The 14,040-nt window shown below is 41.8% G+C and carries 15 protein-coding genes, 1 pseudogene and 2 riboswitches; of the genes and pseudogenes, 6 read left to right on the top strand and 10 right to left on the bottom strand.

Features of this window, described 5'->3' with window-relative positions; translation table 11 throughout:
- Positions 1-288 precede the first annotated feature (288 nt).
- Genes AC1Q59_RS10950 through AC1Q59_RS10940 form a run of 3 tightly spaced genes read left to right on the top strand, consistent with a single transcriptional unit; the run spans position 289 to position 3,307 of the window.
- The gene (locus AC1Q59_RS10950) at positions 289-1,545 is read left to right on the top strand and encodes a quaternary amine ABC transporter ATP-binding protein (RefSeq protein ID WP_492365864.1); all 1,257 of its coding nucleotides are present in this window, start codon (positions 289-291) and stop codon (positions 1,543-1,545) included.
- Entirely contained in the window at positions 1,545-2,393 is an 849-nt protein-coding gene (locus AC1Q59_RS10945; protein WP_492365863.1) for an ABC transporter permease, read from the top strand. Before AC1Q59_RS10950 ends, AC1Q59_RS10945 begins: the two co-directional genes overlap by 1 nt.
- On the top strand, positions 2,393-3,307 hold the full coding sequence (locus AC1Q59_RS10940; protein ID WP_492365862.1) for a glycine betaine ABC transporter substrate-binding protein: 915 nt from the start codon (positions 2,393-2,395) through the stop codon (positions 3,305-3,307). The genes AC1Q59_RS10945 and AC1Q59_RS10940 overlap by 1 nt, the downstream gene beginning before the upstream one ends.
- 50 nt (positions 3,308-3,357) lie before the next feature.
- Here AC1Q59_RS10940 and AC1Q59_RS10935 read toward each other — a convergent pair.
- Positions 3,358-3,519 (bottom strand): annotated as a pseudogene (locus AC1Q59_RS10935) (response regulator transcription factor); the annotation flags it as partial.
- Between the two features lie 17 nt (positions 3,520-3,536).
- A complete protein-coding gene (locus AC1Q59_RS10930) occupies positions 3,537-4,373 on the bottom strand; it encodes a lipoate--protein ligase family protein (RefSeq protein WP_492365861.1) in 837 nt (278 codons plus the stop codon).
- A 185-nt stretch (positions 4,374-4,558) separates the two neighbouring features.
- On the opposite strand from AC1Q59_RS10930, the gene AC1Q59_RS10925 reads away from it, so the two are divergent.
- Positions 4,559-4,939, top strand: coding sequence for a rhodanese-like domain-containing protein (locus tag AC1Q59_RS10925; RefSeq protein ID WP_492365860.1), 381 nt, complete (start codon positions 4,559-4,561; stop codon positions 4,937-4,939).
- A 171-nt stretch (positions 4,940-5,110) separates the two neighbouring features.
- Here AC1Q59_RS10925 and gcvPB read toward each other — a convergent pair whose 3' ends face one another.
- Genes gcvPB through gcvT form a run of 3 tightly spaced genes read right to left on the bottom strand, consistent with a single transcriptional unit; the run spans position 5,111 to position 9,031 of the window.
- A complete protein-coding gene (gcvPB, locus tag AC1Q59_RS10920) occupies positions 5,111-6,571 on the bottom strand; it encodes an aminomethyl-transferring glycine dehydrogenase subunit GcvPB (RefSeq protein ID WP_492365859.1) in 1,461 nt (486 codons plus the stop codon).
- Positions 6,564-7,910 carry an aminomethyl-transferring glycine dehydrogenase subunit GcvPA gene (gcvPA, locus tag AC1Q59_RS10915; RefSeq protein WP_492365858.1) on the bottom strand — a complete coding sequence of 449 codons (1,347 nt, stop codon included), beginning with the start codon at positions 7,908-7,910 and terminating at the stop codon, positions 6,564-6,566. The genes gcvPB and gcvPA overlap by 8 nt, the downstream gene beginning before the upstream one ends.
- A 17-nt stretch (positions 7,911-7,927) precedes the next feature.
- Positions 7,928-9,031 carry a glycine cleavage system aminomethyltransferase GcvT gene (gene gcvT / locus AC1Q59_RS10910; protein WP_492365857.1) on the bottom strand — a complete coding sequence of 368 codons (1,104 nt, stop codon included), beginning with the start codon at positions 9,029-9,031 and terminating at the stop codon, positions 7,928-7,930.
- Between the two features lie 105 nt (positions 9,032-9,136).
- Positions 9,137-9,212: riboswitch (glycine riboswitch) on the bottom strand.
- A 3-nt stretch (positions 9,213-9,215) separates the two neighbouring features.
- Positions 9,216-9,310: riboswitch (glycine riboswitch) on the bottom strand.
- 287 nt (positions 9,311-9,597) lie between these two features.
- On the opposite strand from gcvT, the gene AC1Q59_RS10905 reads away from it, so the two are divergent.
- Together AC1Q59_RS10905 and AC1Q59_RS10900 are read left to right on the top strand one after the other, a co-directional pair.
- Positions 9,598-11,301: a DEAD/DEAH box helicase gene (locus AC1Q59_RS10905; RefSeq protein ID WP_492365856.1), complete on the top strand. Its 1,704-nt coding sequence runs from the start codon at positions 9,598-9,600 to the stop codon at positions 11,299-11,301.
- A complete protein-coding gene (locus tag AC1Q59_RS10900; RefSeq protein ID WP_492365855.1) occupies positions 11,270-12,070 on the top strand; it encodes a YqhG family protein in 801 nt (266 codons plus the stop codon). Before AC1Q59_RS10905 ends, AC1Q59_RS10900 begins: the two co-directional genes overlap by 32 nt.
- A gap of 134 nt (positions 12,071-12,204) precedes the next feature.
- Here AC1Q59_RS10900 and AC1Q59_RS10895 read toward each other — a convergent pair whose 3' ends face one another.
- The 5 genes from AC1Q59_RS10895 to comGD form a co-directional block, all read right to left on the bottom strand.
- Complete coding sequence (locus AC1Q59_RS10895) at positions 12,205-12,420, bottom strand: YqzE family protein (RefSeq protein ID WP_492365854.1); 216 nt, start codon at positions 12,418-12,420, stop codon at positions 12,205-12,207.
- Positions 12,421-12,485: 65 nt separating this feature from the next.
- The gene (comGG, locus tag AC1Q59_RS10890; RefSeq protein ID WP_492365853.1) at positions 12,486-12,869 is read right to left on the bottom strand and encodes a competence type IV pilus minor pilin ComGG; all 384 of its coding nucleotides are present in this window, start codon (positions 12,867-12,869) and stop codon (positions 12,486-12,488) included.
- A complete protein-coding gene (gene comGF / locus AC1Q59_RS10885) occupies positions 12,859-13,341 on the bottom strand; it encodes a competence type IV pilus minor pilin ComGF (RefSeq protein ID WP_492365852.1) in 483 nt (160 codons plus the stop codon). The genes comGG and comGF overlap by 11 nt, the downstream gene beginning before the upstream one ends.
- Entirely contained in the window at positions 13,292-13,615 is a 324-nt protein-coding gene (locus AC1Q59_RS10880) for a phosphatase (protein ID WP_492365851.1), read from the bottom strand. Before AC1Q59_RS10880 ends, comGF begins: the two co-directional genes overlap by 50 nt.
- Positions 13,599-14,039, bottom strand: coding sequence for a competence type IV pilus minor pilin ComGD (gene comGD, locus AC1Q59_RS10875; protein WP_492365850.1), 441 nt, complete (start codon positions 14,037-14,039; stop codon positions 13,599-13,601). Before comGD ends, AC1Q59_RS10880 begins: the two co-directional genes overlap by 17 nt.
- Position 14,040: the final 1 nt, after the last annotated feature.

The raw sequence follows: 14,040 nt of genomic DNA, 5'->3' as shown, positions 1-14,040 counted from the left end.
TTCACATCCATTAAATGAAAAATTTCTGATTTACCCTGCAGCATCCCCTAAAAAAAAATGCTCATAAACTAGACTAGCATGTTTTTTTAGAAAGTAAAGAACCCCATCCGCGAGCATTATTAAGGAAAAGACAGGAATTTTAAGTATATCGTACGTACAGTACGTTCAGTTTTTACTGTATAGATTTTACGGCCAAATATCCCTGTTTACCAGCTTTGCCCACCTTTTCTAAAAAATATACAATTAAAAGGTCGTTAGGCCGGTTGACATTGAATGAGGTGAGTATATTTGAGTGAAAAGAATATAAAGTTAAGTGTTAAAAATGTAACAAAAATCTTTGGAAAAAACCCCAAAAAAGCTATTCAGCTTCTAAAAGAAGGTTCTTCAAAAGGAGAAATATTAAAAAAGACTGGTTCAACTGTCGGTGTAAATCAGGCTGCTTTTGATGTGTATGCAGGTGAAATTTTCGTTATCATGGGGCTTTCCGGCAGCGGTAAATCCACATTGGTCAGAACGATCAATCGCCTGATTGATCCGACGGCCGGTGAGATTTTGATTGATGGCAAGGATATTACCAAGATGAAAAAGGACGAACTAAGAGACATTCGGCGAAAAAAAATCAGCATGGTATTTCAAAAGTTCGCTTTGTTTCCGCACCGAACTGTCCTTGAAAACACCGAATATGGTCTTGAAATTCAAGGGATTCAAAAGGACAAAAGAAAAGAAAGTGGGATAAAGGCTCTTAAATTAGTTGGACTTGAGGGGTATGAAAACCAGTATCCAAACCAGCTTTCAGGCGGTATGCAGCAGCGTGTAGGACTGGCCAGGGCACTTGCAACCGATACGGATATCCTGCTTATGGACGAGGCTTTCAGCGCGCTTGACCCGCTGATCAGAAAGGATATGCAGGACGAGCTTTTAGAGCTGCAAAATTCAATGGAAAAAACAATAATTTTCATAACGCACGATCTAGATGAAGCACTTCGGATCGGCGACCGCATTGCTCTTATGAAGGATGGTGAAATCGTCCAGATTGGCACCCCTGAAGAAATTCTTATGAACCCTTCTAATCAATATGTTGAGAGATTTGTAGAGGATGTAGATTTATCGAAGGTGCTCACTGCTGGCCATGTCATGAAACGGGCTGAAACTGTTCAAGTTGACAAAGGACCTCGCGTTGCTTTGCAGCTGATGAAAAAGCTTGGCATATCAAGCATATATGTGGTGGATAAAAAACAGACCCTGCTTGGAGCGATTCATGCCGAGGACGCCAAAGAAGCAGTCGAAGCAGGAAAAGGTCTCCATGACATTATTGATCCCAATGTGCAGAAAGTGACAAGCGATACTTTATTAACAGATCTATTCGATCAAGTATCAACCGCTTCTTTACCGGTTGCTGCTGTTGATGAAAATAGCCGCCTTCTTGGCATCCTTGTCAGAGGAGCAGTCATTGGGGCTTTAGCCGGAAATAATGAAACAATAAATGACATTGACCAAGCAAGAGCAGAAGCGGCTGCCAGTCAGCTCAAAGGGGGGAATCAATAATGGAAGGCATAATCCCAAAACTGCCGGTTTCCAAATGGGTTGATTTGTTTGTCGATTGGCTGACAGTTACATTTGCCGCAGCTTTTGATGGTGTCTCTAATGGGCTTGAGACAATTGTTGAAGGCATTGTCACTGGATTAGGATATATTCCATTTTATATATTTATTATTCTATTAGGACTCGTTGCATGGAAGCTATCTTCTAAAGGAATCGCCCTGTTTACCGTGATTGGTCTGCTTTTAATAGAAAACTTGGGATATTGGGAGCCAATGCTAGAAACGCTCGCACTGGTTCTATCAGCGGTCTTCCTGTCCGTTATTATTGGTGTCCCAGTGGGAATTTGGGCTTCACAAAACAGAACTGTCAAGCAAATAGTCACACCTGTTTTGGATTTCATGCAGACGATGCCTGCATTCGTCTACTTAATACCTGCTATCTTTTTCTTTAATATAGGTATCGTTCCTGGAGTTGTGGCATCTGTCATTTTTGCCGTGCCGCCTACCATCAGGCTGACCATTCTCGGAATTCACCAGGTGCCGGCAGATATTATCGAAGCGACAGAGAGCTTTGGGTCAACAACAGGCCAGCGCCTTATAAAAGTTCAGCTGCCTCTTGCTATGCCAACCATTATGGCTGGCATAAACCAAAGCATCATGCTCGCCTTATCAATGGTAGTTATTGCTTCCATGGTTGGAGCGCCTGGACTTGGTGCCGACGTCTACCGTGCGGTAACTCAAATTCAAATTGGTAAAGGTTTTGAGGCTGGTCTTGCGATCGTGGTAATTGCCATTGTCCTTGACCGGATTACCCAAAATATAGGAGTTAAAAAACAAGGGGGAAATATGTAATGAAGAAAAAATGGATGTCTGCCCTTATCGTGCCTGTTCTAGCATTAGGACTTGCCGCGTGTGGTTCAGACGAAGCAAGCAGCGAAAAATCAAAAACAGACGATAATGGGACAGCCCAAAGCTCTGTCGGCGAAAGTGTCGACTATAAAATCATTGGCATCGATCCAGGAGCTGGCATTATGAAGGCTACAGCCTCTGCTATTGAAGAGTATGAGCTTAATGACTGGGAATTAGTGGAGGGTTCTGGTGCAGCAATGACGGCTGCATTAAAAAAGGCCTATGATAAAGAAGAGCCTATCATCATAACTGGCTGGACTCCGCACTGGATGTTCTCCAAATTTGATCTTAAATATTTAGATGATCCAAAGGGTGTCTATGGTGAAGAAGAAAACATTAATACCATTACCCGTTTAGGGCTTTCAGAAGATCAGCCAAATGCCTATAAATTCCTTGACCAATTCAATTGGACCGCCGATGATATGGGTTCTGTGATGGTTAGTATTACGGATGGCGAAGATCCAGAAGCTGCCGCTAGAGCATGGGTTGACGAAAATTCAGACAAGGTAGCCCAATGGACAGAAGGCGTTGAAGAAGTGGACGGCGATGAAATTAATATTGGCTATGTGGCATGGGATAGTGAAATAGCCAGCACCAATATCATTGCACAAGTGCTTACCGACCTAGGCTATAAGGTTAAATTAAGCCAGCTTGAAGCAGGTCCGCTATGGGCTGGAGTTGCTGATGGAAGCCTTGACGCAAGCGTTGCTGCATGGCTGCCTGTTACACATGCTGATTATGCTGCCAAATTCGAAGGCAAATTCGATGACCTTGGCGACAACATGAAAGGCACAAAAATTGGTTTGGTTGTCCCAAAATACATGGACATTGATTCCATTGAAGACTTAAAAGAATAATAAGATACGAAAAAAAGCGGCGTAATGCCGCTTTTTTTGCTACTCTCCCCTTATATCCACCCTTTTTCCTCTGCAGTGCTTATGGCTTCAATGCGATTTTTCACATGAAGCTTGCTTATAATTTCAGACATGTAGTTTCTTACCGTGCCTTGTGATAGAAATAAAGATGCAGATATTTCTTTGGCTGTTTTGCCATTGGCAAGCATGCGAAGAATCTCCCGCTGCCCAGTTATCTTTTGAAGTTCCATTCGTCGTTTTCGTAGCGTTCTTTTGCAATTTTGTTGACGTATTCAAGTTCTTCTGCTGTAAGTTCGTATGGCTGCAATTCGATGTTAAGGCCGTCTTCAAAGCCTTTTTTAAAAGCCACTTTTGCCTGTTCAAGAGTAACTGGATTATTGGTTAATTCATTGATCGCCACTGCTTTATTTTTAAAGGCCCTTTGCATCCGTTCCTTTACGCGATCATTCGGATATTTAAATAGACTGAAAAGCTTGTCCTCCTCAAGATCGAGCAAGATGGCTCCATGCTGCAGAATCACTCCTTTTTGCCGTGTCTGTGCACTTCCTGCCACTTTTCTGCCTTCTACAACTAGCTCATACCAGCTTGGGGCATCAAAACAAACGGCAGATCTTGGGCTTTTCAGCGCCTCTCTCTCTTCAGCCGTCCGCGGCACCGCAAAATACGCTTCCAAGCCTAAATGTTGGAATCCTTTGAGAATCCCTTCAGAAATGACGCGGTATGCTTCTGTGACCGTTTCGGGCATCTCCGGATGGTCTTCAGAAACGATGACACTATATGTAAGTTCATGCTCATGGAGTACACCCCTGCCCCCGGTTGGCCGGCGGACAAAGCCTAGTCCATGCTTCTTAACAGCTTCCAAATCTATCTCCTTTTCAGCCTTCTGAAAGTATCCAATGGAGAGTGTTGCTGGATTCCATGTATAAAAACGGATAGTGGGAGGTATTTTTCCTTCACTGTTCCAATTAAGCAAGGCTTCATCCAAAGCCATATTAAATGAAGGGGAACCTGCCCCTGAATCAATAAAACGCCAAACTTCTTTTGCCATAATTTTAAAAACCTCTTTTTCCAATAGATTAATCCTGTGTTTAAGTCTACCAAAAATCAGCCAAATTTCAAAGGATTCTCATTTCAGGCTATCATGAAAAATTTGTCCGAATTCCTTTACTCATGCGGATGATGACTTATATAATAGAATTGGCTTAGTTAAGCGTGAAAGGAGAAAGACTAAAATTGAACACACTATATTTCCTGCTAATTATCTTAGGAGCCCTTGCTGTTTATTCTATTATCATGTGGCTGTATCAGAAAAGGATTGTCAAAACCTTAACTGAAGATCAATTCCGTGAAGGATACCGCAAAGCACAATTAATTGATGTCCGCGAACCAAATGAGTTCGAAGCAGGACATATCCTTGGGGCGCGCAATATCCCGCTTTCGCAGATGAAAATGCGGCTAACTGAGCTTCGCCCGGACAAGCCAGTCTACTTATATTGTCAAAGCGGTATGAGAAGCGGAAGGGCTGCACAATTTCTGCATCGTAAAGGCTACAAAGACCTTTCTCAACTGCAGGGCGGCTTTAAAAAATGGTCAGGAAAAATCAAAAGGAAGTAAAATAGCAAGCGATATAAAAAGGCCTCTCATTTTGAGAGGTCTTTTTTTACTGCCAATTAATAGTTAGGTGCTGTGCACCCCTTATCCTGATAGTAAAAAAACGGGACAATGGTTTAACCCACTGACCCGTTTGCATAGCTGGAGAAAACAGGACAAAGGACCTCTGTCCACTTATTGTTTTTGGTAGCGCAGGACTGGCTTGCGTGCTGCCAGAGTTTCGTCAAGACGTTTGATTACTGTGTTGTGTGGAGCTTCTTGAACGATTTCTGGATTTTCTTCTGCTTCTTTAGCAATTTGCAGCATGGCATCGCAGAATGCATCCAGTGTTTCTTTTGATTCTGTTTCAGTAGGTTCGATCATGATACACTCTTCCACATTAAGCGGGAAGTAGATGGTTGGCGGATGGTAGCCAAAGTCTAACAGGCGCTTTGCAATATCGAGCGTACGCACACCAAGTTTCTTTTGGCGTTTTCCGCTTAATACGAACTCGTGCTTACAATGTCTGTCAAATGGAAGATCGTAGGCATCCTGCAGTCTTCTCATCATGTAGTTTGCATTTAATACAGCATATTCTGTAACAGCCTTCAAGCCATCAGGACCCATTGAGCGGATATACGTATACGCACGGACATTGATGCCGAAGTTTCCATAATAAGGCTTCACACGGCCGATTGATTGCGGACGATCATAATCAAATACATAGCTGTCGCCTTGCTTAGTCAACACTGGTTTTGGCAGGAACGGCACTAGATCAGATTTTACGCCAACTGGTCCAGAACCAGGTCCGCCTCCGCCGTGCGGTCCAGTGAAGGTTTTATGAAGATTGAGGTGAACGACGTCAAATCCCATATCTCCAGGACGAGCTTTAGACATAACGGCATTTAGGTTTGCTCCATCATAGTAAACCTTTCCGCCTGCACCATGAATAATCTCTGTCATTTCTAGAATCTCTTCTTCAAAAAGACCAAGCGTGTTTGGATTTGTCAGCATAAGGGCAGCAGTGTCTTCGCCCACTACACGTCTTAAATCTTCCAAGTCTACTAGACCTTTTTCATTCGATTTAACCGTAATTGTTTCAAATCCAGCAACAGATGCTGAAGCAGGATTTGTACCGTGAGCAGAGTCTGGAACGATGACTTTTGTACGCTTAAGGTCGCCGTTTGCTTCATGGTAAGCGCGAATCATCATTAATCCTGTCCATTCGCCGTGTGCCCCTGCAGCCGGCTGAAGTGTCACCTGATCCATACCAGTGATTTCCTTCAAATGCTCTTGAAGATCATATAGAAGCTCCATTGCCCCTTGGACAGAGCTTTCATCCTGTAATGGGTGCACATGGGCAAATCCAGGGAATCTTGCCACATTCTCATTAATTTTTGGATTGTATTTCATTGTACAGGAACCTAATGGATAGAAGCCTGAATCCACACCATGGTTTCTGTTGGAAAGAGCTGTATAATGACGCATAATATCAAGTTCAGCTACTTCAGGAAGGTCTGCGTCCTCTTCCCGTAAATATCCTGCTGGGATCAGTTCATTAAGATCCGTTTCCGGAACATCCATTTCCGGGAGGCTATAACCGATGCGTCCAGGTTTGCTTATTTCAAAAATGAGTGCCTGATCGTCCTTATGCATGGTACTCCCCCATTTCTTTAACAAATGTATCGATTTCTTCTTTTGTTCTTAGCTCTGTTACAGCTACAAGCATATGGTTCTGCAAATCTGAAAAATCGCGTCCTAAGTCATAGCCGCCAATGATGCCTTTATTAAGAAGCTGTTGATTAACTTCCTTAACAGGCGCATTTAGTTTAACAACGAATTCGTTAAAGGATGGACCTTCGAAAGCAATTTCAAAGCCGTTTTGCTTGAATTGATTCTTTGCATAATTGGCCTTTTGAATATTGCTTGCTGCCATTTCCTTCACGCCTTTTTTGCCAAGAGCTGTCATGGCTACAGATGCAGCTAATGCATTAAGTGCTTGGTTTGAACAGATGTTGGATGTCGCTTTATCGCGGCGGATATGCTGTTCACGCGCTTGCAATGTCAATACAAATCCGCGGCGTCCTTCTTCATCAACCGTTTGTCCGACAAGACGTCCAGGAACTTTTCTTAAAAGCTTGTTAGTTACAGCAAAATAACCGCAGTGCGGGCCGCCGAATGCTGTTGGAATACCAAAAACTTGCGCATCGCCGACAACGATGTCAGCCCCAAATTTTCCAGGAGGAGTCAATGCACCAAGTGATAGCGGATTGCTGGAAACCACAAACATAGATTTATGTGCATGGATGATTTCTTCTAATTCCTTTAATGGTTCAATTCTTCCAAAGAAGTTTGGATATTGAACAATAACTGCAGCAATATCGTCGCCAATTAAATCCTTAAGGGCATCAATATCAGTTACCCCATCCTTATGAGGAACTTCAACAACCTCAATGTACTGTCCTTTTGCATATGTTTTTACAACTTCCTTGGACTCAGGGTGGACAGCACTGGATAAAAGAATCTTTTTCCGGCGTGTTTGCCCTGCACTTAGCATAGCAGCTTCAGCCAAAGCAGTTCCGCCATCATACATGGAAGAGTTAGCTACATCCATACCGGTTAATTCACAAATCATTGTCTGGAATTCAAAGATTGCCTGAAGCTCCCCTTGGGAAATTTCTGGCTGGTATGGTGTATAGGCTGTATAAAATTCAGAACGGGATAAAACATGGTCAACAATCACTGGCATGTAGTGATCGTAAACACCAGCGCCTAAGAAGGAAGTATTGCTTCTTAGATCAGCGTTTTTTTGCGCCATTTGAGTAAGCTCTTTTAACAGGGCTGTCTCTGTTGCTGCAGGCTTGATGTTATATTCCCCTTTGAATCTGACGCTTTCAGGAATATCACTGAATAGTTCATCGATTGAATTGACACCGATTGTGGCAAGCATTTCTTTTGTATCTGCTTCTGTCATCGGTAAATAGCGATGTTTCATGAGTTTTTGTCCCCCTCTTACTTAGATCTTTTATAAAAAGGCGTTGCTGCTGTAACTGCTTTAAGCCGTTTGCCGCGGACCTCTACTTCAACTTCTGTTCCAAGCTCTGTGTAATCTGATTTTAACAGGGCTAAACCGATATTTTTCTTTAAAGTTGGCGACTGGGTGCCTGTTGTCACTTCACCTATCAGCTCTTCTCCTTTATAAACCGGATAGCCATGGCGCGGAATTCCGCGGTCAATCATTTCAATGCCAACAAGTTTTCTTGCAGGGCCATTTTCTTTTTGCTGTAAAAGGGCTTCTTTTCCAATAAAATCTGCCTCTTTTTTCACTTTAACAGCAAATCCAATACCTGCTTCAAGCGGTGATATTTCCGGTGAAAGCTCCTGGCCATAAAGGACAAGATTTGCTTCAAAGCGCAAGGTATCACGTGCTCCTAAGCCTGCTGGAATCACACCTTCGTCCTGTCCCGCTTCTAATATATCCTTCCAAATGGAAACGACATCATTCGCATCACAGTATACTTCGAAGCCATCTTCACCTGTATAGCCTGTTCGGGAAACAAGAGCCTTTTTGCCATTCAGATCAACATCCTGCTGAAATTTAAAAAATCCGATTTCTGCAAGGTTCGTATCACCTGCAAGTTTTTGAAGCACCTTTTCAGCCAATGGTCCTTGAAGGGCAACCTGTGCAGTTTCATCAGAAAGATTTTTGATTTCAACATCGCCTTCTAAATGGTCTTCAAGCCACTTATAGTCTTTTTCGATATTGGATGCATTAACAACCAGCAAATAATGATTCTCAGCTAATTGATAGACAAGCAAATCGTCAACAGTCCCGCCATTTTCATAGCACATTGCTGTATACTGGGCACCTGAAACCTTTAATTTTGAGATGTCATTTGTCATCATCTTTTGCAGGTAGGAAAGGCTGTCTGGACCTTTCACTTCAATTTCTCCCATATGGGATACATCGAACAATCCCGCTCTAGTACGTACGGCTTCATGTTCTTCTTTAATGCTTGAAAACTGTACAGGCAGATCCCAGCCTCCGAAGTCAATTGTCTTTGCGCCATATTCCTTATAAACATCAAATAATGGTGTGCGTTTTAACTGTGACATTTACTCGTCCCCCTTTTTATTCCTGAATAAAAGTTTTGAAATTCACCTTTATAATGCTGAATCAAACAAAAAAGGACAGAGAACCCCCTCATGAATTGAGAAGATCTCTGTCCTTGCACCTGAAAGTTTAACCGTAAACGGCTTTCCCCGTGGGTGGCCCAATAGCGGGCACTCTCCAGAGCTACGTCCAATAAGGGTTCTTTTGCCTGAGAGATTCACAAACCTTAAGTTTGCTTGCTCCTTCGGCGCCACATATGCAGTCTCTCCCCTTATTATCATCCGCATTTATAAATTTTTCCAAGTTGGTTCATACTAAACAAAAATGACGTTAAAATTGCTCCAATTATTCATATTGCGAATTGCTTTAGATCCGTTGTTAAACCAAGGTGAAAATATAAACAGTACACATTTCAAATAAAACGGTATTGGCAAATTTCAAAACTTTCAAAGCTACAATTATCCTACCATTATAAATGTATTTCGGCAATGGTTAATCTACTATAAAAAAACGTTAAATATAACCTTAAATTTTTGCAACCAGTTACACATTTAAAGGGGCTGTTCTTATGACGGTGCAAATAAATTTCGATTCTTCCTGGCAGGAGGAGTTTCTCACAAGAATTAGCGATGACGGGCCATGGGCCCCCTGGGAGCTGTTTAAATTAGCAGTAGAGGTTGAAACCCATACAACCATTCCTGAATTTGAGGGACTGCAGGCTCCAAAGCACCTGTCCGGCTTGACACCTTTGCCGCATCAGCTTGAAGTGGCCAAGCAGGTCGTAGAAAATATGAATGGAAAAGCCATCCTTGCCGATGAGGTTGGTCTTGGCAAAACGATTGAAGCAGGCTTGATTTTAAAGGAATATATGATTCGCGGGCTTGTAAAAAAGGTATTAATTTTAGTGCCTGCATCACTTGTTACACAATGGGCAATCGAATTAAATTCCAAGTTCTTTATCCCGGCTGTTACCCAAAGAAAAAGCTATGTGTGGGAAAGCTGTGACGTTGTCGTATCTTCGATTGATACTGCCAAGCGGGAACCGCATAGGGAAATCATTTATAAGCAGGATTATGATTTGGTCATAATTGATGAGGCTCATAAACTAAAAAATAACAAAACCAAAAACTACGAGTTTGTACAAAATTTAAAAAAGAAATTCTGTCTCCTATTGACTGCAACCCCGATTCAGAACAGGGTAAGCGAGATCTTTAACCTTGTTTCTTTATTAAAACCTGGCCATTTAGGAACAGAATCAGCTTTTTATGAGAAATATAAAAAAGATTCCCGGTCTTTAGATGATGATGAACATTTAAAGACGCTTGTAAATAAGGTAATGATCCGCAACCGCCGAGCTGATACAGGGATCGAGTGGACAAAAAGAAAGGTCGAAACATGCCCTATTGAGTTTTCCAAAGAAGAAAGGGAACTATACGAAGCTGTATCCAATCTTCGCAGTGATGGTGAATGGGGCTCGATTAATACAAGCCAATTCTCCGTGATGACTCTGCAGCGTGAAGCATGCAGCAGCAGGGAGGCCGTTTATTTTACACTGAAAAATATGCTTGAGCGCAAAGAAGAACCATCGGAACAGTTCAAGGAACAAATTCAATTTTTGGTATCCAAGGTTGAAGCCGTAAAGCAAAATTCAAAGGCTGAAAAAGCACTGGAACTAATCAAACAAATCAATGATAAGGTTATTATTTTTACTGAATACCGGGCCACACAAATGTATCTGCAATGGTACTTAAAACAGCATGGAATTTCCTCTGTTCCATTTCGGGGCGGGTTTAAAAGAGGGAAAAAAGATTGGATGAAAGAGTTATTTCAGAAAAATGTTCAGGTTCTTATTGCTACGGAAGCCGGCGGTGAAGGGATTAACCTTCAGTTCTGCAATCATATTATTAATTTTGACCTACCCTGGAATCCGATGCGGCTTGAACAAAGAATTGGCCGTATCCATCGCCTTGGACAGGAAAAGGACGTCATGATCTATAATTTCGCTACGAAAAATACGGTTGAAGAGCATATATTAAAGCTTTTATATGAGAAAATAAATCTTTTTGAAAAGGTCATCGGCGATTTGGATGAAATTCTTACGAGGCTTGATTTTGGCAATATTGAGGACCATCTCGCCGATATTTTCGGCCAATCATCAACTGCAGGCGAAATGAAAATTAAAATGGATAATTTAACAGCAATGATTCAATTTGCTGAGGAAATTAGAGAAGGTGAAATGAATGCAGCAACAGGAAATTCATCGTTTTCTTGAAAGGTTTTTTCTGGCCAATAGTTGTGAGATCGTTGAAAATCAGCAAGGCTATTTAACCGTGCAATTAAGTATTGAATTGGATAAAGAACTGATGAACCGGCCCTTTTACTGGCATTACTTAGAATCTACTGGCGGAGTGCCAAATCCGATGAAGCTGACACTCATTACCAATCCAAAGCTTGCGCCTGACAATATCAAAGGGGAAATCATTCATTTTGGTTCTCCTCGCCTTCATCAGATTTTTCAATCGGCAAAAAAGCTTGCCGGCTATATTCGTTTATATGAAGATACCGGACAGAACCATGGAAACCAAATGCCGCTTCGGCCATGGCTTGGCTTGAACCTAAGGATTTCCTACCAGTGCGATAGAAAACGAGATGTGTTTCGTTCGATTGGACTGCAATTAATTAATGGACAGATGGTGGATGAATTCCACGATAAGCTGCAGAAGTTAAAGCTGACGCCAAAAATCCCTGATTTCTCTTTTACCATTTCACCCTTAATTATGCCGAAAAGCGGGATTGCCAGAGTTGAAAACTTCCTAAAAAATGAAATTAGCGCTGAGGATCACACTTGGGCACAAGAGGCCCGAACCCGCTGGAAAAAGGATTCCGACTTATTGGAGCATTTTTATGAGGATTTGGAAGAAAAGGGCGAAAGCTATGAAATTGAGAAAACCGCTTTGCAGGAGCTTTATGAGCCAAAAATTAATATATCTATTGTTAACGGCGGATTGTTTTACCTGACAGAAAACACAATTACTGCATAGCTTTAAAGCACTGGGGGCCTGTCCCCCAGCGCGGTGATACTGTAAAGCATCGGGGGCCTGTCCCCCAGCGCGGTGATACTGTAAAGCATCGGGGGCCTGTCCCCCGGTGCTTTATGCGCAAAAGAAAAACCGGCTCAATGGCCGGTTTTTCTGTACTTTTTTCTTTTCGTTTTATTAATGGAATGGATGGTAGAGTAAAGGGCAAATGGAACGACGCCGAACCATTTGGTTAAGAATGGCTCTTTCATTTGCTTTTTTTCCAATCGCTGTTTTTTTCGTTCATCCTTGGGCTGGTCAATATACTGGACAACGGTTTGGGTGATATATTTGATATAATCGTTTGATTTCATGAACGCCACCTAGAATTTTTCTTCATCTTCCAGTATGCCCATCCTTTGGAAGATTTAAACAATCTTCAGTTCTTTTCCGCCCATTTGGTCATTTTCCCTTCCGCTTTGTCGTAATAACCTGTTCCTATTATCTGCGGGAATTGATCCATTTTCAGCGTAAAGCTAACTTTGAAAACTGTGTCGGAAAGCTTTGTTGTACTATATGATACATCTCCGTATTTATATTGAATCGTTCCAGTGGGGAGCTCCTCTTCCTCAATATTAAATTTCTCTTCTACTTGCTTCAACGAGCTTAGGAAATAGAAGTCTTGCTGCAGAAGTTTTTCCGATTCCTTAAAGAATTGTTTCTCTGTCAAAAATTGTTCCAGCTGCAGGGAAAGAACGAAAATAGCGATAATTATTATGCAAAAGGTAAGCGGATAGGTAAAGCCCTTTTGATTATGGAGCATTTGCTTCCTCCGGCTGGACATAAGAATACAAAGAAGCAGTCAGCTGCTGGTCATACACGTCCCTCACCGTCAGCTTCACACCATTATTGATATTTTCAAAATGAACAGTGTCAACTGCCTGAAAGACAATCTCATGCCCCTTGGCATCTACTCTCCTTCTAATATTTGTTCCATTTTTTTCATACAAAATGACCTGTCCGCTTTTATTTAATGTTATTCTTTCACCTGATAGCACTTGAAAGGATTCTGCCATTCTTAGTTCTTTTTTCAGCTGGTTCATAAAAACATTCCACTCTAGCACTTTTGATCTTGCTTCCAAATCATCATGCTGCAGAAGGTATCGCATGCTGAGCGGAAAGAATGATGCAAATAACAGAAATATCGAAAATGCATAAAGCATTTCCAGCATCGTGAATCCTTTATTATTGATATAGCTCACATTTTTGCTTTGGTTTTCCAAGTAGATCCTCATAAGTTACACAAACCTCCCCTGCCCCATTTCCTTGTGTTATGTCATAGGCTGTTTGTTCCATCACAATTGTTTCACTGCCAGGCATGCCCCCGGCTAATTTTGCCTCAGATAGTTTCTCATATAATATTTTCGTCGCCTCATATTCCTGCCTTACTAGCATTGCATGATTGGCAGCTTGAATAATCAGAGGAAAAATTACCCCTGCAATTATCAGCCAGGCTGCTAACGTCAGCAGCATCTCTGTTAAAAAAAAACCATCATTCCTCTTCCACATAAAATCTTCCCTTTCCAATTAAAAAGGTGAAACGGTAGCTTTTCTTGCCGGAAATGACGTAAAAAGTCCCAAACTTCGTAACATTTCCATCAGCAAGAAATTGTATATATAGCGACATCGTTCCTTCGCGAAAAGTGATAGAATCAGGTATTTGGCGATTAAGGATAAGATTATCCTTCGATCTTTCTTTCATATAATAGGAATTCACCTCCGGCCGGATTTGTATAATCACCTCCGTCTGATGGGAAATGGCATAGTTTTGAGCAAATAAAATATCCGCCTTAAGCTGTGAAATAAATTGCTGTCTTTCTAGGAATAAAAATTGAGGCTTCAGCAGAAAGGCAGAAAACGAGGCAATGATGAGGAATACGCTAAGAACAAACATGGATTCAAGCAGAGTAAATCCGCCTTCTGAGCTTTTCATT

The organism is Cytobacillus sp. MT66 (assembly GCF_058792595.1).
This window is presented reverse-complemented; position numbering and strand designations above follow the sequence as displayed.

What these genes read in the sequence shown, in the direction of transcription:
- AC1Q59_RS10945 (WP_492365863.1), top strand. Translation starts at nt 1,545, where the DNA reads ATGGAAGGCATAATCCCAAAACTGCCGGTTTCCAAATGGGTTGATTTG.
- AC1Q59_RS10940 (WP_492365862.1), top strand. Translation starts at nt 2,393, where the DNA reads ATGAAGAAAAAATGGATGTCTGCCCTTATCGTGCCTGTTCTAGCATTA.
- AC1Q59_RS10930 (WP_492365861.1), bottom strand. Translation starts at nt 4,373, where the DNA reads ATGGCAAAAGAAGTTTGGCGTTTTATTGATTCAGGGGCAGGTTCCCCT.
- gcvPB (WP_492365859.1), bottom strand. Translation starts at nt 6,571, where the DNA reads ATGCATAAGGACGATCAGGCACTCATTTTTGAAATAAGCAAACCTGGA.
- gcvPA (WP_492365858.1), bottom strand. Translation starts at nt 7,910, where the DNA reads ATGAAACATCGCTATTTACCGATGACAGAAGCAGATACAAAAGAAATG.
- gcvT (WP_492365857.1), bottom strand. Translation starts at nt 9,031, where the DNA reads ATGTCACAGTTAAAACGCACACCATTATTTGATGTTTATAAGGAATAT.
- AC1Q59_RS10905 (WP_492365856.1), top strand. Translation starts at nt 9,598, where the DNA reads ATGACGGTGCAAATAAATTTCGATTCTTCCTGGCAGGAGGAGTTTCTC.
- AC1Q59_RS10900 (WP_492365855.1), top strand. Translation starts at nt 11,270, where the DNA reads ATGCAGCAACAGGAAATTCATCGTTTTCTTGAAAGGTTTTTTCTGGCC.
- AC1Q59_RS10895 (WP_492365854.1), bottom strand. Translation starts at nt 12,420, where the DNA reads ATGAAATCAAACGATTATATCAAATATATCACCCAAACCGTTGTCCAG.
- comGG (WP_492365853.1), bottom strand. Translation starts at nt 12,869, where the DNA reads ATGCTCCATAATCAAAAGGGCTTTACCTATCCGCTTACCTTTTGCATA.
- comGF (WP_492365852.1), bottom strand. Translation starts at nt 13,341, where the DNA reads ATGAGGATCTACTTGGAAAACCAAAGCAAAAATGTGAGCTATATCAAT.
- AC1Q59_RS10880 (WP_492365851.1), bottom strand. Translation starts at nt 13,615, where the DNA reads ATGTGGAAGAGGAATGATGGTTTTTTTTTAACAGAGATGCTGCTGACG.
- comGD (WP_492365850.1), bottom strand. Translation starts at nt 14,039, where the DNA reads ATGAAAAGCTCAGAAGGCGGATTTACTCTGCTTGAATCCATGTTTGTT.